12 protein-coding genes are annotated in these 21,872 nt (G+C 55.2%); 5 read left to right on the top strand and 7 right to left on the bottom strand.

Features of this window, described 5'->3' with window-relative positions; genetic code table 11:
* Positions 1 to 205: 205 nt before the first annotated feature.
* Entirely contained in the window at positions 206 to 2,176 is a 1,971-nt protein-coding gene (locus H8B13_RS01830; RefSeq protein WP_187309120.1) for a PAS domain S-box protein, read from the bottom strand.
* Positions 2,177 to 2,380: 204 nt separating this feature from the next.
* The gene (locus tag H8B13_RS01825; RefSeq protein ID WP_187309119.1) at positions 2,381 to 5,422 is read right to left on the bottom strand and encodes a CheR family methyltransferase; all 3,042 of its coding nucleotides are present in this window, start codon (positions 5,420 to 5,422) and stop codon (positions 2,381 to 2,383) included.
* Between the two features lie 318 nt (positions 5,423 to 5,740).
* Between H8B13_RS01825 and H8B13_RS01820 the strand changes: the two genes are divergently transcribed.
* The 3 genes from H8B13_RS01820 (at position 5,741) to H8B13_RS01810 (ending at position 8,146) form a co-directional block, all read left to right on the top strand.
* Positions 5,741 to 6,757 (top strand): chemotaxis protein CheB, encoded by a 1,017-nt coding sequence (locus H8B13_RS01820; protein WP_187309118.1) that lies wholly within the window; start codon positions 5,741 to 5,743, stop codon positions 6,755 to 6,757.
* A 431-nt stretch (positions 6,758 to 7,188) separates the two neighbouring features.
* On the top strand, positions 7,189 to 7,593 hold the full coding sequence (locus H8B13_RS01815) for a hypothetical protein (RefSeq protein WP_187309117.1): 405 nt from the start codon (positions 7,189 to 7,191) through the stop codon (positions 7,591 to 7,593).
* A 223-nt stretch (positions 7,594 to 7,816) separates the two neighbouring features.
* Positions 7,817 to 8,146 carry a hypothetical protein gene (locus H8B13_RS01810; protein WP_187309116.1) on the top strand — a complete coding sequence of 110 codons (330 nt, stop codon included), beginning with the start codon at positions 7,817 to 7,819 and terminating at the stop codon, positions 8,144 to 8,146.
* A gap of 50 nt (positions 8,147 to 8,196) precedes the next feature.
* On the opposite strand, the gene H8B13_RS01805 is transcribed toward H8B13_RS01810, so the two are convergent.
* The 4 genes from H8B13_RS01805 to H8B13_RS01790 all read right to left on the bottom strand — a co-directional run bounded on the left by H8B13_RS01805 (position 8,197) and on the right by H8B13_RS01790 (position 15,587).
* Complete coding sequence (locus H8B13_RS01805) at positions 8,197 to 9,078, bottom strand: glycerophosphodiester phosphodiesterase (protein WP_187309115.1); 882 nt, start codon at positions 9,076 to 9,078, stop codon at positions 8,197 to 8,199.
* 73 nt (positions 9,079 to 9,151) lie between these two features.
* Entirely contained in the window at positions 9,152 to 10,654 is a 1,503-nt protein-coding gene (locus H8B13_RS01800) for a calcineurin-like phosphoesterase C-terminal domain-containing protein (protein ID WP_187309114.1), read from the bottom strand.
* 123 nt (positions 10,655 to 10,777) lie between these two features.
* On the bottom strand, positions 10,778 to 12,223 hold the full coding sequence (locus tag H8B13_RS01795; RefSeq protein ID WP_187309113.1) for a SusD/RagB family nutrient-binding outer membrane lipoprotein: 1,446 nt from the start codon (positions 12,221 to 12,223) through the stop codon (positions 10,778 to 10,780).
* Between the two features lie 175 nt (positions 12,224 to 12,398).
* On the bottom strand, positions 12,399 to 15,587 hold the full coding sequence (locus tag H8B13_RS01790; RefSeq protein ID WP_187309112.1) for a SusC/RagA family TonB-linked outer membrane protein: 3,189 nt from the start codon (positions 15,585 to 15,587) through the stop codon (positions 12,399 to 12,401).
* Between the two features lie 296 nt (positions 15,588 to 15,883).
* Between H8B13_RS01790 and H8B13_RS01785 the strand changes: the two genes are divergently transcribed.
* Positions 15,884 to 17,578 (top strand): MFS transporter, encoded by a 1,695-nt coding sequence (locus H8B13_RS01785; RefSeq protein WP_187309111.1) that lies wholly within the window; start codon positions 15,884 to 15,886, stop codon positions 17,576 to 17,578.
* A 73-nt stretch (positions 17,579 to 17,651) separates the two neighbouring features.
* Here the strand turns inward: H8B13_RS01785 and opgC are convergent, their stop codons facing one another.
* Positions 17,652 to 18,824, bottom strand: coding sequence for an OpgC domain-containing protein (gene opgC / locus H8B13_RS01780; protein WP_261990186.1), 1,173 nt, complete (start codon positions 18,822 to 18,824; stop codon positions 17,652 to 17,654).
* A gap of 959 nt (positions 18,825 to 19,783) precedes the next feature.
* On the opposite strand from opgC, the gene H8B13_RS01775 reads away from it, so the two are divergent.
* Positions 19,784 to 21,574 (top strand): ABC transporter ATP-binding protein, encoded by a 1,791-nt coding sequence (locus tag H8B13_RS01775; protein WP_187309109.1) that lies wholly within the window; start codon positions 19,784 to 19,786, stop codon positions 21,572 to 21,574.
* Positions 21,575 to 21,872: the final 298 nt, after the last annotated feature.

The following is a 21,872-nucleotide window of genomic DNA, read 5'->3' as shown; positions in this document are numbered from 1 at the left end:
CTAAAGAGTGTTTGTTCAATCAAGTAAATAGTCTGATACCAGTGTCTTATGGGAAAAATTTCCTTGACCTTGTTACTCTTGAATGCTAGGCATCTGATTCCGTAAGAGCTTGAATGCTTGGCTGTCTTCCCGAAGTCATCAATAACAGCAGCGCCGACACCATGCTAAAAGCATGACGTCGGCGCTGCTTGCCTACCAACTATACTTACTTTATCCGCAACTCAATACTCACAATAGTACCGCGGCCAGGGCGGGAGTCGATGGAGAGAGTACCCGCCAGCAGATCGACGCGGTTGCGGATGCTGGTGAGGCCGATACCGGAGTGTTTGGCCTTTGCCTGAGCAGGTTCGAAGCCCTGGCCGTCGTCTTCCACGGAGATGACGATGTGACCATCTTCCTGTACTACATGCACAAAGGCTTCGCGGGCTTTTGCATGCTTAATGATGTTATTAAGTAACTCCTGCACAATACGATACACCGATACTTCGAGCTGCTGAGGTAACTTGTCGAAGTCGCCTTTCATATACAGGTGCACGTGCAAACCCGCGTGCGGAATGCGCTTTACTAGTTCCTCCAGCGCCGATTTTAAGCCAAAATCCTGGAGAATACCGGGCGTCAACTCAAACGAGATGGTGCGGGTGGCTTTGATGGCTTCTTCCAGCAAGGCCAGCGCCGATTCGCGGGAGGAATTGCCCCCCGCGCGGTTTTCCAGATTTAGCTTGGTGGCGTAGAGCAGCTGGCCAACGCCGTTGTGCAAGGCTTCGGCGATGCGCTTGCGCTCTTCTTCCTGGGTGGTGAGGATGGCAGAATGCACCTCCTGTTGCTGACGCAGTTTCAGTTGGGTAGCCTCTTCGGCCAGCCGAACACGCTCAGTTACGTCGCGAATCAGAACCAAGCCTCCTTCTACTTTGCCTTCCGTGTTCAGCAAGGGCACAAAGTAAGACTCAAAGTGGCCGGGGCGCCCATAAAGCCTCAGGTTATAGTGCGTGACACGCTCACCCGCCAGCACCTTGCACACCGATTCTCCTTCGGGGCCTTGGCGGTTGTGCGGGAACAAATCAAAGATATCCTTGCCGAGCACTTCAGCTTCCGTCTTGCGGGTGTTTTGCTCCATTACTTTGTTCCAGGCCGTAATGCGGTGCTGAGCATCGAAGGCCATAATGCCATCAACACTATTATCCAGCAGGCTTTCGGAGAACTCTTTTTCCCGGCGGAGCTGCTCCCGTGCATTCCGCTGCGCAGTAATATCGCGCAATACAGAGTGTAAGAAGGCCTGCCCATCCATGGAGAAAGAAGTTAGGGATACCTCCACCCACATCTCCTGCCCGTCGGGTCTGTTTAACAACCACTCAAACCGATTCCAGCCCTTGCGTAGGGCCTCTGCGGTATTGGCGTTGGCGGCTATGACAGATGACACCCCATTCGGCTGCGTAGCGGGGGCGAAAATAGAAGCGTGCTGCCCTAGCAATTCACGCTTATTCTGAGTGTTTAACACCCGCAAAGCCGCCTCGTTACAGTCGACAATATGGTTGTCCTGGATGAGCATGGTGGCATCCCGGCTTTGCTCAAACAACAACCGAAAACGGGTCTCACTGGCCGCGAGTGCCCGAATAGCCTCCCTCGACTCGGTGGTATCGATGACCGCGAGGCGGCAGCACTTGGTTCCGGCAGAAGACAGCACAGCCAAGCCTTCCAGCCGGGCGAAGAAGCGGGAGCTATCCTCACGCAACATCTCCAGCTCGCAAGTCTCACGCGAGTCGGAGCCCATGGACTTGGTCAGAAACTCCAGAAACTTGGACCGGCATTCAACCGTCACAAACAGGGCGAAGCGCCGGTCTTGCAGGCGCTGACGCACGTTACCCAAGAGCTGCGCCGCTCGCAGATTGAGCAGATGAATCAGGCCTTCTGCGGTGAGTGTGAAGTAGCCAACGGGCGCGAAGTCGTAGAGATCAACGTATTGCCTGTTAGCGGCTTCGGCCTCAGCTTGCGTCAATAGCAGTTCCTCGTACTGCATTTCCAGCTCTATCTGGTGCACTTGCAGTTCCTGCACGAGGCGCCGCGTATCGGGCGGCACAGAATCACCTACGCTTTGCGTTACCAAGTGCTGGCGCTTTTCGGCGCGGTCCCGTAGCTGCTGCAAAGCCTGGTGCACGGAAGGCAGTTGCTCGTGGTCCATAGCGCAAACGGAGTTAAATAGAGCTAAGCCGGCCCGCAGGCCATTTGCAGGGCTAAAAAAGCCCCCCAGCCTATTGGTACCGGCCTTATAGCTAAACTGTTATTATCGTACGCAAAGTAGCAAAGATGGTAGAACGGCGGGGGGCTTTTTTGTAGCTGACGAACCAAAGTAGGGAATAATATTGGCCTTTTTAGCTAGTGTTGGTTACTGTGCTGGCGCTTTGCCGGTATCCTCGCTCACACCCAGCAGCAAACAATCCATCTGAGAGCCATGATTGAGGAGGCGACGACCATACACCAGTACCTGCCGCGTGCCCAGTTGGGGTAGCTTTATTTCCAAGGGCACTTCGTCAAACTTCTCGTTCGTTTCGCTCACCAAATTCAGCAGCAGAGTGCGCAACGCGGGTACGTTCCAGGCACCGCCGTTCAGCTCGGCCAGGAGTTGGTTTTTGGCGTCGGCAATGTTCAGATTATATCGCTCGGCGAAGGCCTGGCTAATGGTAAGTATGCGCAGTTCGTTGTTGAGCACGAGCATGGGCTCCCGCACCGTTTCGATAATGCTCTCAGCAAAGCTGGTGCTGGCTTGCAGCTTTTCTTCCAGTTGCTTGAGCTTGGTCACATCATTGAAGGTAATGACAGCTCCATTGATGTAGTTGTCGAGGGTGCGATAAGGCAGAATGCGCATGGCATACCACTCGCCGGTCGTGGCCTGAATGGTGGCCTCCACGCTCACCAGCCGGTCGATTACCTGTTGCACATCGCGGGCCAAGTGGTCGTAGCGCAGCGTGTTGGCAAAGTCGGTGATGGGGCGCCCCACATCCGCGGGCACCAGCTTAAATATGCGGCCTACCGGTGGTGTAAACCGCTTAATGACCAAGTCGTTATTGAGGAATATAGTGGCAATTTCGGTGGCATCGAGCAGGTTTTTCATGTCGTTGGCCGCTTGGCTCAGTTCCTCCGTCCGGCTCACGTACTGCATATTCAGGGTCATCAGCTCCTCGTTCATGCTCTGCATTTCCTCCTTGTTGGTCATGGCCTCCTCGTTGGTGCTTTGCAGCTCCTCGTTGGCGCTTTGCAGTTCCTCGTTGGTGCTTTTCAGCTCTTCCAGACTGCTTTCCATCTCTTCAATGGTCGTTTGCAGGCGCTGCTTCGTGTATTGTAGCTCCTTTTCTAGCGCCGCCACTACCGCGTCGCGGCCCACCTCACTGCCCTGCACGTTGGCCTTGCCGGTGCGCACTTTGCGGGGCGTAGGCTGCTCCTCAAACGACACCAGCATCAGGCCCTGCAAGTGCTCGGGCTCGGCTAGATACTTTACACTGAGGCGCAACAGCTGAAAGCCGCTTTCGGTGGCCAGCTTCACATCTTCCACCACTACGTCCTTGTGGTTGGTGTTTACCTGATGAATGGCACCGCTTAGCTCATAGCGCAGTTCCCCGCGCACCATCTCAAAGATATTCAGGTTGCTCAGGCCAGGCGCTGGCTCCAGGTAGCGGCCCGTGCGCCCGTTCACGTACATAATTTCACCCTTCGGATTAATAACGACGGCCGGGGGGGCAAAATAGCGCAGCAGCGCTTTCTGCACCAGAATAGCGAAAGGCCCATCCTTGCGGGCTTGGCTTGCGATAGAATTAGTAACCGGCGTGCTATGCGTGGAGGGCAGCGACAAGCCCGACGGGAAATTGATGAGCCGCGGCAGCGTGGCCGCACCTTCCAGACGCCGCGAAATCTTCCATTTGATATCCAGGGGGGCAAATAAGTCCTGAAAGCCAGTCAGGTTTTCGCTGGGGCCCAAAAACAGTATTCCGCCGGGGTTGAGAGAATAGTGGAACACCGGCAATAGGTTGCGCTGCAGCTCCGACGACAAGTAAATCAGCAGGTTGCGGCACACCAGCACGTCGAGCTTAGTGAAGGGTGCATCCTTGTTGATGTTGTGGGGGGCAAAAACCACTAGGTCGCGCACGTCCTTCCGAATTTGGTAGCCGCCTTCCACCTTGGTGAAGTAGCGCTGCAGCCGCTCCGGGCTTACGTCGGCCGTGATGTTGTCGGGGTACAAGCCCGCGCGAGCATACTCGATGCCATCCGAGTTGATGTCGGTGGCAAAAACCTGCACTTTCAGGTAGCGGTCGGGCACTATCATATCGAGGCACTCGAGCAGCGTAATCGCCACCGAATAGGCTTCCTCGCCGGTAGAGCAACCCGGCGTCCAGACCCGTACCGTGCTGCCCTCGGGCTTAGTGCGCAGCAGCGGCAGCAAGCACTTCTTGAACGACTCGAACGCTTCCGCATCGCGGAAAAACTTGGTTACGCCAATGAGCAGTTCCTTAAACAGCGCTTCCACTTCCGACACGTTTTCCTGCAGGTAGCGCACGTAGTGGGTGAAGTCTTTGATTTGGTGGGAGTTCATGCGCCGCTCAATGCGGCGCATCACCGTATTGCGCTTGTAAAAGGAGAAGTCGTGGCCGGTGTGGGCCCGGATGAGAAGAAAAATTTTCTGGAGGGCGTGGGCCGGCTTGGCCGCCGACTCGGCCGACTCGCGCTGGGGTCGGCTTGTGGGGGGCTTATTTACGTATTCGAGCAGCTTGGCCGGCAGTTGCTCGGCGGGCAGCACGTAGTCGACAAACTCGGTGGCGATGGCCGAGCGCGGCATGGAGTCGTACTCGGCCGTTTCGGGCGACTGTACCATCACCATCCCGAAGTTTTCCATGATCATTTTCAGCCCAATGGTACCGTCGGAGCCCATGCCCGAGCAGATAATACACACGGCCCGCTCGCGCGAATCTTTGGCCAGGCTCTGAAAAAAAAAGTCGATGGGCATACGCTTGCCCCGCGCCTGGGTAGGCGCAAAAAGCAGCAGCGTGCCGTGCAGCAAGCTCATATCCTTGTTGGGCGGAATCACATACACCTGATTGGGCCGCACTTTCATCCCATCGGTGGCCTCAAACACGGGCATGCGCGTGAACTGCTGCAACACGTGCGCCAGCGTGCCTTCCTGCTCCGGCGAGAGGTGGGTCACCACCACGAAGGCCATACCAGTGTCGGGGGGCATATTCAGGAAAAACCGCTCAAAAGCCTCCAGAGAGCCCGCCGAGCCGCCCAAGGCCACAATCGTGAACTTATCGGCCGGGTTTTCCTGATTATTCGCGTGCCGCAGCTGCTCCTGCGTTACGTTCGCCGGAATTTGAGCCACGTCGTGGGGGTTAATGATAATGCCGGGCTCGTCGGTATGGTCGTCTTGCGGAGAATTCATAAAGAGGGTATTGGGCCTCGTTTGGGCAAGGCCCAAAGGGAAATGATAAAGTAAAGTTACGGTTTTCCGCAGCCGATGAATAGTGTCGGGTTTGGGCATATTTTGCCAGGTAGCCGGCCTTTTTCTCTTGCCTTGAAAGGGCTTTACTTCAAATTTTGTCCGCTGCCTGCTTCGTTTACTAAGTGCAACGAGCAGCGCAAATCACGGTGTGAGATATTTCCTGTCAACATTTTCAAGCTCGGCAACCGACCAAATATTTCCTGCCTCGTACCTGAAAGTAAGTAGTTGGTGCTCTGTGCTGCATTTTCGTTCTCTCTTGTGAAAAGTCCCTTTCATCTTATTGTGATTGGCGCCTCGGCCGGCGGAATGCCTGCTCTGTGCCGCCTTGTTGAGCAACTGCCCGATCCATTATCCGCAGCAGTTCTTATTGTGCAGCATTTTGCTCCCGACTCCTCGGGCTGGCACCTGGTAGAGCGTCTGTCGCGCCACACGAGCCTGAATTGTCGCCTGCCCAACGATGGTGACCCCATTGAGCCCAGCACCGTGTATCTGGCCCCACCCGACCGGCACCTGCTGGTAAAAGACGGCCACCTGCTCGTTACCAAAGGCCCCCGCGAAAACCACTACCGCCCCGCCGCCGACGCTCTGTTTCGCTCGGCCGCGGCGCACTATGGCACGGCCGTCATTGGGGTGGTGCTCACGGGCATGCTCCACGACGGCACGGCCGGCCTGGAGATGATTAAGCGCGCCGGCGGCCTAGCCGTGGTGCAAGACCCCAACGAAGCGGAGTTTCCGAGCATGCCCGAAAGCGCGCTCAGCAACGTTCCCATCGATTATGTGCTGCCCATATCACGCATGGGCGACTTGCTGACACGATTGGTACAGATACCGTCCTCGGGCACTAGCAATGTGCCAGAAGATATTAAACTGGAGGCCGCTATTGCGGAAAGAGTTGTGGGAACTACCGATGAAGTACTGCGCTTGGGCACTCCCAGCACCCTGACCTGCCCCAACTGCGGTGGAGCCTTGTTTGAACTGAAGCATGGCAAGCTTTTGCGCTACCGCTGCCATACGGGCCACGCCTTCACCGCCGATGCGCTGCTCAAAAGCACCCAGCATAGCTTGGAGGAAACCCTGTGGGTGGCCCTGCGCATGATGGAGGAGCGTAAAAACCTACTCACCGGCATGGCTAGTCGGGGGTCGGGCATGTATTCGGTGCAGCAGGAAGAGCGTATTGAGGAGATGAAGGGCCATATCAACCGCCTGCGCGAGTTTTTGCTCAATGGCGTAAATAGTGGCACTGCCGTGACGGCCCCGGAGGAAGAGAAAAACTAGCCTGCCACTATAGAAATAAGCCGAAAAAGCCCCCCAGATGATCATCTGGGGGGCTTTTTATCGACTATAGAATCAGTATTAACTACGAGCAGGCTCAAAAAACACGTCAGTCAAATTCAGTGTTTGCAACAGGGATTTTCCGTACAAAACGAGTGAATTTGTGGGCCATAACGGCGTTTAAGAAAGCGAGTGGGCTGCTCGGAATGGGAAGAACTGCGGCCGGGAGTATAATCCTCTGACTTTGCCGGGCAACGCCACTGAAGTAGTCGTTTGGGCTACCTCTGCTCTCTGTCGTTCCTCATCGGTGAGGCAGGCCTCACTGCTCCACTGCATGAGTATGCTATGTTCTGCCGGGTCGCCACAGGCGACCCGGTTTTAGCTCAGTCTTTTACCTCCACACGGCCTCATTTGCATAGAACGCTACCCAGGTTATGTCCTTTCCACTTCGGTTTGTTTTGCGACAAGCAGCAGAAGGTGCTGTTTTTCAGCACATGGCGCTCTGCTCACCCACGCGCCAGCTGATGCATTGGGTGCTACCGGGGCCGGCTCAGCGCTTACTTATCGAGGTTCCTTATTACTATTTGTGTGAAGCATCCGATTCAGCCTCTCTACCCGAAGTAGAGGTAGATACAGGTGAGTGTACGATAGCCCAGGCGCCGGAAGAAAGCCCAACTGAAGCCTTGCGCCACCACGTCGAAGCGGGGCACTTACTGTTGCGCCTGCATGGCCACCGCTTGGAGGGCGATTTTACTCTGGCCCGCCTGAGTTCCAACAGTCACATCTGGCGGTTTAGCCTGGGGCATTCCATGCCATACACTATCACGCTGAAGCAGTGAGGAACGGCATTTGGTTAGCAGATTGAGCGTCGCTCTGTACACACTTACTTAGTGCGCAGTTAGAAATACGGGGTTTGAAAATAGGTGCTTTTACGGTAATAAGGGGGAGCGGATCTGTTTAGATTTGTTCCCAGCCCTATTTCCGTATCTCATTCTGAACCTAGCAATTACCTATTCTCTCCCCTTATTCCAGCCACTCATGCAAGCGCACTCTTCTCAGCACATGACTTGGATTCCTCGCGCAGTCAAGCTGACCATTGACCCGAGCAACCCGGCGCAGTTTGGCCGCGCCCTCGTACGCGTTGCCACAATGCGCGAGCCCCGCTTGCACGTCAACTGTGAGCACCTTGCATGCCTGCGAACCCACGGTGTGGCGCACCTTGCTTCCCAATTGCTGCTATTGCACCAAGGTGGCGGCAAAGTCCAGCTCTATAACGTGAGCCCTACCCTATTCCGCGTCCTGCATCTTCTCCGCCTGGATACGGTTTTTGAAGTGCTTAAACCTTCCAACAAGCGTAGCGACGAAGCGAGCCGCTGGACTGCCACTGCCTGAGTCCGGCAAAAGGTGATTGGCCAAATGTGCCGTCCATAAGCATGCCCTCCTTACTGGCCAGTTCGTAAATCGGGGTAATCCGTGATGATGCCGTCCACGCCAAGCTGGAGCAGCCGCTGAATGTCGGCGGCCGAATTCACGGTCCAGGGAACAATCTTTATTCCTTGCTGCTGGCAAGCCGTCACTAAGTGGCTGGTTACCAGCCGGTAATGGGGGCTATACAGCGTGGGCCGGAAGCTCAGGCGCTGCAAGTTAGCCGCCAGGCCCGAGGTGTTATCTACCAGCAAAGCTGTTGGCAGCGCGGGGCGCAGCCGGTGCACTTCCTCCAGAGCCCGCGGGTCGAAGGACTGAATCGTAACCCGGTCCTGAATGCCTTTGGCGTTGATGACGGTCAGCAGCAGCGCCACAAACTCGGCGGGCGCCGGGTGCAGGGTGCCGTCGCCGGTGGGGGCCATTTTCGTTTCGATGTTGTAGCGCGGCGCGGGCCGCCCTTTGCGTTTCGCATACGCCTCAGCCGAGTCGATGACTTCGGCCAGCAGGGGCTTGTAGGTGCGCAGCTTCTGCTGGCGCGGAAACTTGGCGTTGCCCTGGCTGCCCACATCGTAGCGCCGGATATCGGCGTAGGGCATGGCGTACAGTGGGAGGTTTTTTTCCTGAGCTTTAGTGATGGGCTGGCCCTCCGGCGTGCGCACAAAATCGGCGTTCAGGTACGGATCGTGCGAGAGCAGCACCTGGCGATCCTGACTAATTACCACGTCCATTTCCAGCGTGGTCACGCCCAAGTCGAGGGCCTTGCGCATAGCCGGAATCGTGTTTTCGGGCATCAGACCCCGGCAGCCCCGGTGGCCCTGCCAATCCAGCGGCGGCCGTTGCGCGGCCCCGCTGAGCGTGGCCAGCAGGGCGATTAGCAGAGAAAGAATAATTCGTAGCATCAAGGTAAACATACGCGATTTAAAAAAGCCCCCCGTCAGCGGCTAGGCACCAGCAGGCAGAGGCTCAGCAGCTTTAGGTCGACAGCGTATCCGAGTACACTTGCCCAAACCGGTCGGTGACTTCCACCCGAATCTCCCGTGGCTGGCCCGACACGTTGGCCACAAACAGGTGTTCGGTAAGCGTGGGGTCTACCCACTTGTGCTTAGCGGGCAGCGCAGGCCCCGCATGCAGCTGCACCGACAACGGATCGAGGCCGGTGTACTGCTCCATACTTCCCCGGCTTACGCCATCTTCAAACCAAGTCACTTTCCAGGCCGAGTCCCAGTTCCAGACGTTTACTACTACCGCCTCGGGGCGCTCCGGCAGGCTTCCCTTGGGGTACATACGAAACTGGTGGGTGCGCTCTTGCCCGATGGCTTTATAGTACCACTTCAGCTCGCCGCCGCGCACCTCGTACACGCCGTAGCCGCCAGGTGTGCCGTCGGTGCAGATAGGCCCCGTCCACCAGGCCCCGCAGATGGTGCCATGCACGTGCTCTATCACATTTTCTTCGGTCACGAGGGTTTCGTTGAAGTGGGTGTGGCCCGACATGATGTGGGCTTTGAAGGGCTTGAGCAGGCGGTACAGCTCGCGGCGGTTGGCCACCGAGCCGCCCATCGACTCCTCCTTTTCCTTGTTGCGCAAGTGCTGGCGAGTATAAGGCGGAATATGCAGGCTCACGACCACTGTCGAGCCAGACTTCACGTGGCTTAGGTCCTGCTCTAGCCAAGCCAGCTGCTGCTCGGTCAGGTAACCGATATACTTTTTGGCGGCCCCGATGAAAAATACGTCATCGAGCACCACGTAGTGGATTTCGCCCCGGTTAAAGGAATAATACGTGGGCCCGAACAGCTGGCGGAAGGTATTCGCGGAGCCCTCGTCAGTGCGGGCCGTGAGGTCCATGTCGTGATTGCCGATGACCTGAAAAAACGGAATACCCGTGGCAGCCACGCCCTGCTGGTAGTCCTCAAACAGCTCGAAATGGTCCCACACCAAGTCGCCGCACCCGATGCCGTGAAAAAGTGTGCCAGCTGGGTAGCTGGCTATTAGCTTTTGAGTGTCGGGCACGGCAGTGGCCTTGAACTCAGCGGCATCGGCTTTAGAAATCATCTGCGGATCGGCCCACACGAGGAAGTTGTGCTGAGTATCATCCTGGCTGAGTTTGCGCAGCTCGAAATCGGCCTTGAAGCGGCCGCGCACGGGTTCCTTGCGCCGGTAGATGCGGGCCACACCCTGCTCCTGCGGAAACTCATAGCCGCGTGGCACCGAAATGTAGACGAATTCGGTAGCGCCGCTGCTTTCCAGCTCGTACTGCCCTTTGGAGTCGGTGAGCGTGACGGTGGCACCATCCGTGACGGCTACACCTGCTAGGCCCTGTCCGCCCGCGTGCACCTTGCCGCTGAGCGTGGCTACGGATACTTCCTTACTGAGGCGGGCAGGAGTTTTCGGGCGGGCCAAGCCCAAACTTATATCCAGGGTTGCGCCCAGCCCGGCTAGGCCCACGGCTTTCAGAAACGTGCGGCGTTGTTGTGACATGAGGTAATATTTTTGATTCTGGGGTATAGAGACGCGACACTTAGCGTCTGTCTTTAGCTTCACTGACCTTCGGCTCCTGAGGCTGTTCTGGCTACCCTAATGGTTTTCCAGGAAACCAGCGGGCTACTTTTCCCACCACACTTTGGTATTCACGTCGTCGGGGCCCATGGCCTGCACGGCGGCGCGATAGTTGTCGCTGTTGTTGGTCTGCACGATCAGCGGGTACTTGAAGCGCACAGGCATTACGCCGCCGTTCTGCAAATCCTGGCCGCGGGGCAGCATGGGCAGGCCGGTGCGGCGGTACTCAAACCACTGTTGATAGTCGTTGAAAAACAGGGCATAATACTTTTGCAGCATAATGCGCTCCAGCGTGCTGTTGTAGGCCGCCGCCGCGTTCTGAAAGTAATTCGCTGGTAAAATTGCCCCCCACTGCTCCACCGCTGCCTTCACGCCGCGCTCGTAGTGCAGGCGGGCGTCAGCGGTGGTGTAGCCTTTCAATGCGGCCTCTGCTTTGATAAACTCCACCTCCGCGTAGGTCATTATCACCAGTGGCATAGGAGCTGCCACTGTGGCCGTTACCAGCGAGACGTTGAAGTTGGAAGGCTGATATTGAAACTGGGCGTCGCTGCCGGCGTAGGCGCTCGGAATGCCTTTGTACCCAATGGTCGTGCGCCCGTCGCTGGACCGGGCCTGGGTATTAAACCGGGGCAGACGCGGGTCAGCGAGGGTATTCAGATTATCGATAAAAAAGCCCCCCGCAGCCCGAAACGTAGTAAAGTCGACGGCCCGACCCCAAGGCGACACGGTGGGCGTGACGCCAGTGATGCGTAGAATCGCCGCCTCGCTGTTCTGGGTGAACACAGGGTACGTGGCAGGGTCGTTGATCATGGCTGCCAGCTGGGTGGTAGCGTTAGTTTCTGTCCGCTTAGAGATGCGCAGCAGCAAACGCATCCGCAGCGAGTTGCAGAAGCGCCGCCAGGCGTCCACGTTATTGTTGAAGAGAATATCGCTGCCGTAGGGCATGGTGCGGGTTTTGTCGAACATCCCGTTAGCCGTTTCCAAATCGGTAAGCAGTTGGGCGTAGATCTCGGGCTGGGTGTTGAACTTGGGATAGAGCACGCCTTCCTCGGCCTGGCTGGCCTCGGTCATGGGCACGTCGCCGAAGCAGTCGGTGAGGTTGGCGTAGATCCAGGCGTTCAGGGTCAGGGCGATGGCCTCGTAGTTGGGGTCCTGGGCGGTCTGGGCGGCGAGACGCATCTCCCGGATATTGGCCAGCAAACGGTAATAAGTGGTCCAGGTGGAGTTGCCAGCGCTTTCGCTCACCACGTAGCGGTGCACGCCCCCCGACACGCTGGGAAATGGCAGCGCCACCTGCATAATATCGAAGGTAAACGCATCGGCCCGCTCGGTATTGAAGGCGGCCAACTCGTAGATAATGGGGTTGAGCAGCGTGCCGGGACTAATACGCTCGATGCGGTTGGGATCGAGGTTCAGCTCGTCAAAGTCCTTGGTACACGAGGCCAAGCTGCTGCCCACAGTCAGGAGTAATAGAAATAGATATTTTTTCATCGGAGAAGGAAAATCAAGAAGGATAATGGCAGGAGATTTTCAGAACGGTCATGCAGAGCGAAGCATCTTGCGTGTTTAGCTCGAGGATTAACCTCACTACCGCTGGCGAGATGCTTCGCGGCGCTCTGCATGACCGCCTTGTATCATGCGTTTACTTATGGTGATTACTTTCCAGCTAAAACTGGAGCGTGAGGTTCACGCCCATGGTGCGCGTGCTGGGCAGCTGTCCGATTTCTACGCCGGGCAGGATAGTGCCGCCATTGAGGGCCGCCGTTTCGGGGTCGAACATAGGAAAGTTGGTGAGCATGGCTAGGTCGCGGCCGTAGAGGCCGATAGTGGCGCCGGTGAGGGTCTTGGTGCGAGCTAGCAGCGCAGGAGGCAAATTGTACTCAAGCCGCACTTCGCGCAGCTTTAAAAAGGACGCATCGAAGGAGTTGGACTCAATATTGGCGCGGCGGTAAAACTCGGCGTAGTAGGCCGCCGGAATGACCTTTTTCTCATTGGGCGAGTAGGTACCATCGACGTTAAGCACTACCCCGTCGCCCACAATGCCGTTTTCTTCCCGGCCCGGCAACGTGGACTTGAGCTTGCCTTGCTCCATCATTTTGTGGTGGGTTTGGGAGTAAATAATACCCCCGTACTGCCCATCGACCAGCACACTGAACCGAAAGTTTTTGTAGCTAAACTCGTTCAAAAAGCCCCCCTTCCAGTCGGCGAAGGCCCGCCCGATGTACTTGATGTTGGCCGGCTGCACAGGCAGGCCATCTTTGTTGTAGACAATCTGCCCATCAGGGCTGCGTTCGAAACCGAAGCCGTAAATATCGCTGGTGGTGCCGCCCACTGTGGCCAGCAGCGTGGCCGTGCCGCCCGTCCCAATCACCTGCTGATCCTCCAGGCCATCGGCTAAGCTCAGCACGCGGTTGCGGTTGCGGGCCCAAGTAACGGTGTTGCGCCACTTGAAGGCGTTGTTGTCGATGGGGCGGGTGTTGAGTACCACTTCCACGCCGCGGTTGCGCACCTCACCGGCGTTGAGCACGGCCCGGCTATAGCCCGTGGTCGGGTCGAGGGGCACTTCCAGAATCTGGTTGCGGGTGGTATTCTGGTACACGGTCACGTCGGCCCCAATGCGGCCCTGAAACATGATGTATTCCGCGCCCGCCTCGAAGCTGGTCGTGATTTCGGGCTTAAAGTTGGTGTTGTAGAGCGTGGCGGGCAGGGAGCCGGCCCCGGCAAAGTCGCTGCGGCCGTAGTACTTGCGGGTGCGGTACGGCTCCGTGTCGTTGCCGACCTGGGCAGCGGATAGGCGCAGCTTGGCTAGAGAAATCGACGTGGGCATGGGCACCAGTTCGTTCAGAATAAAGCTGGTGCTGACCGACGGATAGAAAAACGAATTGTTCTGAGCAGGTAGCGTGCTCGACCAGTCGTTGCGGCCGGTCAGGTCGAGGAAGATCTTATCATCAAAGGAGAAGGAAGTGAGCGCGTACACGCTGTTGATGCGCCGAGCGGTGGTAGTAGCCGACAAAATCGGGCTGCTTACGCCATTCGTGAGCTTGTAGACGCCCGGAATCACGAGGTCGCGCACGACCCCATCAATGCCCCGGAAGCGGCGGTCCATGCGGTTGGCACCCACGGAAGCGCGCACGTCGAAGTGCTCGCCCATGGTTTGATGGTAGGTGAGCAGGGCATCGGTGTTCACCTCATAGTTACTGATATCCTGCTGCTTATAGTAGCCGCGCTGGAAGTTGGCCGTGCTGTAAGGGCGGCGCTGCTCGCGCTCCTCCTGGGTCATGGCAATGCCGGAGCGCACCAGCAGATCAAACTTGGGCGAGAACTCGTAGGTGGCCGACAGGTTGCCCACGGTGGTGCGGTTGTTCACCGAGTTGGTCATCTCCTGGGCAATGAGATAGGGGTTGTCGATGAAGGAGCTGAATGGGTGCACCTGATCGAGCTCCTCCTGCCCATACTTCCAGATGGTGCGGTAGGCGTCGAGCGGCACGTTCGGGTTCTGGAAAATCATGAAGTACGATATCGACTGGTTGTTGTAGCCAGTGGCCGGCAGGTTGTCGCTCGTGCGGTTGGTGAAGTTCACTTTGCCCCCCAGCTTGAGTTTCTTGGACACTGCGTGGTTCACGCTGAGCGCGGCCGTCAGGCGCTCAAAGCCCGTGTTGGGCATAATCCACTCATTTTTAGAGTGGGTGATGGAAGCCCGCGCCGAGGTCGTTTCGGTGCCGCCCTCCAATGAAACGCTGTTGGTGAGTGTGGAGCCGGTGCGAAAAAAGCCCGTCACGTTGTCCTTGTAGGGCCGCCACGGCAGCCGCTCCGCCGACTGGGCTTGGGTCGCGGGGTCATACTGGTAGTACTCCTGCCCCGCAAAACGGGGCCCAAAGGCGCTGCTGGTGCCGCCTGTGCTTGCCCCGTCGGGGGAGGCGCCGTAGGAATAATAGGGTTCACCAGCTGCATTGAAGGAGCGCCCCGTGCCCTGGCCGTACTCGTGCTGGAAGTCAGGCCACTTGAGCACGGTGTTCACGCTGTAGTTGGTATTCACTGTTACGCCGATGCCCTTAGTTTTGCGGGCGCCGGTTTTGGTGGTGATGATGAGGGCGCCGTTGGCGGCGCGGCTGCCGTAGAGGGCCGTGGCGCTGGCGCCCTTCAGCACCGTGATGCTGGCAATATCGTCGGGATTGATGTCGGCGATGCCGTTGCCAAAGTCCACCGGCACGTCGTTGCCGGAGCCGGCCCCGTAGGCGCTGCCCACGCCGGAGCTGGTCAGGCCGCTGTTCATGGGCACGCCATCGAGCACAATTAGCGCGTTGTTGCCGTTGGGGTTCAGGGAATTGTCACCCCGCAGCGAAATCCGCGTGGAGTTGACCGGCCCCGAGCCCGGCGAAATCAGATTCAACCCCGCAACCTTGCCCGACAAGGCCTGGGCAAAGTTGTTGGGCCGCGCTTCCAGCAAAGCTTCTCCGCTTACGGTTTGGGTCGCATAGCCCAAAGACTTCTGCTCGCGCTTGATGTTGAGGGCCGTCACGACTACCTCGTTCAGCTGCCGGCTGTCGGGCGCCAAGCGCACGTTAAGCTCCAACTTGCCTTCCACACGAACTTCTTGGGCCACAAAGCCAATATACGTAACTTGCAAAGTGGCGTCGGGCGCGGCCGTAAGCGCGTATTTGCCCCCCACGTCGGTAGAGGTGCCGGTGGTAGTGCCTTTCACCACGACGGTGGCACCAGGCAGCGCGCCGCCCTGATCGTCGGTCACGGTGCCAGTAATGTTCTGGCCCTGAGCCAAGGCAGCGGCGCTGTGCCAGAGAAGTAGCGCGAAAACTGCACCCAGCTTTAGTAGCGAATCCAAGTAATTGTGTTTCATAGTTTTGCCTGATCGATTTGGCCGCAAAACTAGAAACGTGGGATTACCGGGAGATTAAGCCAAGACTATGAAAATGTGTATAATAAGTGGCCTTACAGTTAGTGTCGAAACCTTAAGTTAACAGGCCAAGGAGGAGTAAGAAGCCCCCGCCTCCAGGATAAGTCTGACGTTCTTGTGTTTGCTGCACCTCGGCCGCAGGGGGCTTTTTTAGATCGGAAATGAGACCGGCAGTTTTCGGCGGCCGTACGTAAGCTAATCGGTTCGCCTGCGCCCGGCTTAGCTTCAGATTTGCCCCCATGCCTGCTTCCACTACGCTCACCCAGCCCACGCCTACCTCTCCCTTGGCTCCCCTCCGCATTCCGTTTTTTCGGATGCTCTGGATAGCGTCGTTTGTGTCCAACATCGGTACTTGGATGCAGAACGTGGGTGCCGTGGGCCTGATGACGGAGCTGACGCCTTCGCCCGTGCTGGTGGCCTTGCTCCAGACGGCTTCGGCCCTGCCGGTATTCCTGCTCAGCTTGCCCGCCGGTGCTCTGGCCGATTTGGTGGATCGGCGGCGGATGCTGCTTTTTACCCAAACCTGGATGGCTTCGGTAGGGCTGCTGCTGGCCCTGCTCACCCTCATGGGCCTGACCACGCCCTGGCTGCTGTTGCTGCTCACGTTTATGCTGGGTCTGGGGGGCGCGCTCAATAATCCAGTATGGCAAACCGTAACGCCCGAGTTGGTGCCCCGCGCCGAGCTGCCCCAGGCTATTGCTCTAAACAGCGTAAGCTTCAACCTCGCCCGAGCGTTCGGTCCGGCACTCGGGGGTATTGTAATTGGCTACTACTCGGCCGGGGGGGCATTTCTAATTAACGGGCTATCCTTTCTGGCCACTATTTATATGGTGTGGCGCTGGAAACGCGAGCCCCAAGCTACCTCCACCCTTGCCACAGAGCGGGTTGTAGCTGCTATTCGGGGCGGCATCCGTTACGCCCGGTTTGCGCCGCCGGTGCAGCGGATTCTGGTGCGGGGCGTCAGCTTTACCTTCGGGGCCAGTGCCCTGCTGGCTCTGATGCCGGCCGTAGTTTCCCAACGGCTCCAATTGCCCACTTCTTTCTATTCTACGCTGCTTTCGTGCATGGGGCTGGGGGCCGTTATTGGGGCCGTTGTGCTACCTCGCCTCAACCGTGGCCTCACCATCGACCACCGCGTAACACTCTCCACTATTGCCTTTGCTATGGGCTTGCTGGGGCTGGCTTTCGCCGATAGCTACTGGCTGCTTTATGGCTTGCTGGTGCTGGTAGGTCTGGCCTGGATGCTGGTGCTCAACTCCTTCAGCGTGGGTGTACAAACGGTGGTGCCGCGTTGGGTTCAGGCCCGCACCATTAGCTTATATCTGCTTACTATTCAGGGCGGTATGGCTTTAGGCAGCGTAGTCTGGGGAACGGTGGCTACGCAGTGGGGTCTGCCTGTTGCTTTATCGGGTGCCGCCATCTGGCTGGGGCTGAGCACGCTGCTGGTCTTCCGGTATTCGCTTATCAATGCGCCCGAAAGCCTCGATTTTACTCCAGCCCGACAGCGGCCGACGCCCGTATTGGCCGAGGAAGAACCAGCCCCGGATGCCGGACCAATTATCATCACGACCACCTACCGCGTTGCGCCCGCTGACCGCTCCGCTTTTGCTGCTCTCATGGAGGAGCTAAGTCGTATCCGCCGCCGCGAAGGTGCCATCCGCGTTGGTCTCTACGCCGACTTGGCCGACCCCACCCGCATGGTTGAATACTTCATGGTGGAGTCGTGGGAAGAGTACGAACAACTCCACGATCGGGGCGTAAGTCGGGAAGAGGCCGAAATAAAAAACCGTGCTCGGGAGCTGCATATCGGCCCTGAAACGCCATATGTAGCCCGCTTACTGGCTCTGCACCCCGAGTCGGCCCAACCACCGCGCGTAATGGTGCCGGGCAGCACCCGCCACATCGCTAGCACCGCCGGCGAAACTTCGGCTTAGCAATAGCTTTTTATGCTTATTAAAATTCAATGCAATAAAAAGATTCCAAGAAAATATTAGCCCTTTAGACTACCTATTTAGAATCCTCAACTATAACGCTCGCATTTGCCAATAATCCTGCATTATACAATGGCTTAGTATTATTTCTACTAAGAGTATATGTACGACTCCTTAAAAGAGTAGGAGCCAAAAACAAAGCAGGTATAACAAATAAAATAAACATTATTAAAGCAAGCGGATAAACAAAAAAATAATCAGTAACCTTGATCGAGTAAATATTGCTTACTATATCATTTAGAGGTTTAAAAATAATTACAAACAATACGTGAAATGAAAAAACCTCTAATGAATTTCTTCCTAAGTAACAAATAGGCTTAAAAGTAAACCATTCACTTTTTCTAGCACAAATAAACGTTATTATAAAGAAAATAGATAACGAGTTAAGGAGTCTGATTGGACCTAATGTATCTCTTGAAAATAAGTAGTCTAGTCCACTTAAATCAACTTGCAGATTCTTTATCAAAAAAAGCGCTGAACATAAGAACACTAACAATAGCAATAGTTTTTTGTTGTTCATCCACTTATTAACCTTACCACAGCAATAGCTAAAACCTGAAAATAATCCCAGAAAAAACAGAAACTGCCACGACAGGAGATTAAAGAAACCTGTATTTATGACTTTAATCTGCGTTATGTCAGTTAATACATGAGACCCTTTGAAAATTGGAATCATATAAAGGATAATCGAACACGCAAACAATTGCCAAATAAAGCCTTTTTTTAAGTATTTAATTACTACCGGCACACAGAAGATAAAGGCAGCGTACATGGGTAGTATATCTAAATATATAGGCTGATACAATAATGTAGCACCTAAAAAAATAGACAAATAGGGGCTTTCAGAAAATAAACTGTAATGATTTACCCAATACTCATTTAAGCCAAAGCCAAACAGAACAGCAATAAATGCAAAAAATAAAATAGCAATGTGATTTCTATAAATCAGCCAAGCTCTCTTCGTAGTTGCTGCACTTACAAACTCTTCACCCTTCTCGAGCATTTGTCGAGTGTATACTATACCCGCAGTTAGCCCTGACAAGAATACGAAGCCTTCAGCGGCAGTAACCCAACCAACAAACTCGTATGTGAAGTACTTGATTATGTCGTTTTCTGATAGAAAATGGTCTATTGTTATCAGTATCAACATAATACCCCTGAGAAAATCAATCTGATTCCTCCTCTTCATAGTTATAGAATATTAGCAATTATTATAATTATTCCGCTAGATAAAAGTAATCTCGGACTTTACATAAATATTATTTTTTAAATATTTTAACTTATTGATAATAAGATATTTACAAATAAATCACTAATGAGCTTAAGCTAAGGAAAGCTAACCCTTATAGGGTTAGTGAACGGCTACATGAAGAATATGGGTAAGGACGACCAGTTCCAGCGCCAATATTGCCACTTGCCTAATAGCTCATCAGTATTTTTGCACGCGAAATATGTGTTCGGAAGATACTTAATTTTTAGCACATTCTACCCTTTTATCTTTATTTGATAATCTGAATTTGCTCCCCAGAAACAATTTTTATTGGGCAAAAAACCACAAGCACTCGCTTCGCATAACTACTTGACATACAGAATATAATCGCACTAAAATTACTAGATTGGCCGAATAAATACTGGGAGCAATGTTAGTTTAAAAGCGGCTGCAGCCGGCTTGGATGAAGCCCACACTGCCAACTATTCTGCTAAATGGCTTCATCGCCACCCAAGACGACAAGCGACTTCAGACAACTACACGTACTAATTGGGCAGAGACATTTCTTTTCCAGTTTTTGACGGAGACCAATTGTGAGCCGACCAATAGATTGCTCAGGCTCGCTTTGAAGTCCCGGATGCCCAGTATTGCCAGACGGCACCAGCCGACATACAGTAAACCGTTGCTTAACTCGCCGCCCGCCAGATAGGGCGGCTCACACTAGGACACTACCAACACAGCTTCGCCTGTAGCGATGCCGACCAGATTATGCCGAATACAGCATCTTGGTGCGCTCAAATTCAGGCTAATCAACTACGTTACAAAGCGTAGCTGTTATTGGCTTTAGGAGGAAGTTGGGAGTAAATTGGGTATTGCCTGAGCCTTTTCTTAAACTTCTACTCAGGCTCGCGGCTTTTCAGCCATAACTCTCCCTCTCCATGCGCCTACTCTACGCTTATCTGCGTCAATATCGAGGTCTACTGGCTTTGGCTCTAGCCCTGGCAGCCGTCAACCAGATCTTCTCGCTCCTCGACCCCTGGATTTTCCGCAAAATTATTGACCAGTACGTGGTGCAGCCCGGCGGCGAGCTGCATGACATCAATCCGGGCACTTTTATCCGTGGGGCAGGCGTGCTGATTCTGGCCGCTATGGGCGTGGCGATGGTGTCGCGCATCGCCAAAAACTTCCAGGATTACTACGTCAATGTCATCACCCAGCGTTTGGGAGCCCAACTGTATTCTGATGGTCTCCGCCACTCTCTGGAACTGCCATATCAGGTATTCGAGGATCAACGCTCGGGCGAAACATTAGGCAAGCTTCAGAAGGTGCGCTCCGACGTAGAAAAGCTTATTCAAAGCTTCGTAAACGTGCTTTTCACTTCGCTGGTGGGTATCATTTTCGTGGTTGTATATGCCATTACGGTGTACTGGGTTATTGCCCCAGTGTACTTTCTCACCATTCCGCTGCTGGGTATTCTTAGCTCCGTATTGAGCAAGAAAATCAAGGTAATACAGAAGACCATCGTGGCCGAAACTACTGCCTTAGCGGGTGCCACTACGGAGAGTCTGCGCAATATTGAACTAGTCAAAAGCCTGGGGCTGGGTCAGCAGGAAACCTTGCGCCTCAATGCCACCACCGACAAGATTTTGAAACTGGAGCTGAAGAAGGTGCGCTACATCCGTTCCCTATCGTTTATTCAGGGCACTTTCGTGAACCTGCTGCGCAACGGTATTCTGCTGCTCATGCTGTTTCTGGTGGTGAATGGGCGCATTACGGTTGGCGAATTCTTCTCCCTCTTCATCTACTCTTTCTTCATTTTTGGCCCTTTGCAGGAGTTGGGCAACATCATCAATATTTATCGCGAAACTGAGGCTTCGCTAGCCAATTACCAGCAGATTCTGGACACGCCGAAAGAGGTAAAACCCAGTAATCCGAAGCGCATTGAGCAAATACAAACGCTGCGTTTTGACAATGTTCGCTTCCAGCATTTGTCGGCCAATAACGCGGCTCTGGATGGCATTTCCTTCGATACCAAACTTGGTGAAACCATTGCCTTCGTAGGGCCTTCGGGTTCGGGCAAAACAACCTTAGTGAAGCTTCTCGTTGGCCTCTATCCACCTGCCAGCGGCCAGATTCTCTACAACGATTTGCCCGGCAACGAGCTTGACCTCGACCAGCTGCGCGAACAGATTGGCTTTGTAACGCAGGATACCCAGCTATTCGCTGGCACCATCCGCGAAAACCTCCTGTTTGTGGCCCCCCAAGCCACCGATGAGGAGTGTCTGCGCGCCCTGCACCAAGCCGCCGCCGACTCGCTGCTGGCCCGCGCCCCGCAAGGCCTGGATACTGTCATTGGGGAAGGCGGCGTGAAAGTATCGGGGGGCGAAAAGCAGCGCCTGAGTATCGCCAGGGCCCTATTGCGCCGCCCGACTTTGCTGGTTTTCGACGAAGCCACCTCATCCCTCGATTCGCTTACCGAGGAGGAAATCAGCCAGACCGTGCGGGAGCTATCGGGCTCGCGCCAGCACATTACTATTCTCATTGCCCACCGCCTGAGCACCGTGCTTCACGCCGACCGCATTTATGTGCTGGAGCGCGGCCGGATTGCGGAGCAAGGCCGCCACGCTGAGCTGCTGGCTACCAAAGGATTGTATTACGCCATGTGGCGTCAGCAAATTGGCGAACGCACAACCTCTACACCCACCGAAGGCGTCCCGGCATTAGCGTAATCTTAGACCAAAGACTAATCATTCAAGTATGTCACTAATAAAGAACGTCATGCAGAGGCGGAGCCGAAGCATCTCGCGTGCTGATGCAGAATTACTAATCTCTCGTCAGCACGCGAGATGCTTCGTCCCTGGCTTTATGCGCCACATGATCTGCATGACCTCTATATTTATGACGACGGCCTTGTGATAGATGATGTGCGTGCTAGAGGCTCCTCACACCTAACCGCCTTATAGCTCGACAACTAAATTTTACTTTTTCTACGTTTTTCAAACGAAAAGCCCCCCAGATGACGTTATA

The sequence above is a fragment of the Hymenobacter sp. BT188 genome (assembly GCF_014333585.1).
In the GTDB taxonomy this organism is placed as follows: domain Bacteria; phylum Bacteroidota; class Bacteroidia; order Cytophagales; family Hymenobacteraceae; genus Hymenobacter.
Note: the sequence above shows the minus strand (reverse complement) of the source record. Positions and strands in the feature narration are given on the sequence as shown.

Excerpts from the sequence above, each read along its gene's own strand:
- H8B13_RS01830 (WP_187309120.1), bottom strand. The coding sequence starts at position 2,176 with ATGGACCACGAGCAACTGCCTTCCGTGCACCAGGCTTTGCAGCAGCTA.
- H8B13_RS01825 (WP_187309119.1), bottom strand. The coding sequence starts at position 5,422 with ATGAATTCTCCGCAAGACGACCATACCGACGAGCCCGGCATTATCATT.
- H8B13_RS01815 (WP_187309117.1), top strand. The coding sequence starts at position 7,189 with ATGTCCTTTCCACTTCGGTTTGTTTTGCGACAAGCAGCAGAAGGTGCT.
- H8B13_RS01810 (WP_187309116.1), top strand. The coding sequence starts at position 7,817 with ATGACTTGGATTCCTCGCGCAGTCAAGCTGACCATTGACCCGAGCAAC.
- H8B13_RS01805 (WP_187309115.1), bottom strand. The coding sequence starts at position 9,078 with ATGCTACGAATTATTCTTTCTCTGCTAATCGCCCTGCTGGCCACGCTC.
- H8B13_RS01800 (WP_187309114.1), bottom strand. The coding sequence starts at position 10,654 with ATGTCACAACAACGCCGCACGTTTCTGAAAGCCGTGGGCCTAGCCGGG.
- H8B13_RS01795 (WP_187309113.1), bottom strand. The coding sequence starts at position 12,223 with ATGAAAAAATATCTATTTCTATTACTCCTGACTGTGGGCAGCAGCTTG.
- H8B13_RS01790 (WP_187309112.1), bottom strand. The coding sequence starts at position 15,587 with ATGAAACACAATTACTTGGATTCGCTACTAAAGCTGGGTGCAGTTTTC.
- H8B13_RS01785 (WP_187309111.1), top strand. The coding sequence starts at position 15,884 with ATGCCTGCTTCCACTACGCTCACCCAGCCCACGCCTACCTCTCCCTTG.
- opgC (WP_261990186.1), bottom strand. The coding sequence starts at position 18,824 with ATGAAGAGGAGGAATCAGATTGATTTTCTCAGGGGTATTATGTTGATA.
- H8B13_RS01775 (WP_187309109.1), top strand. The coding sequence starts at position 19,784 with ATGCGCCTACTCTACGCTTATCTGCGTCAATATCGAGGTCTACTGGCT.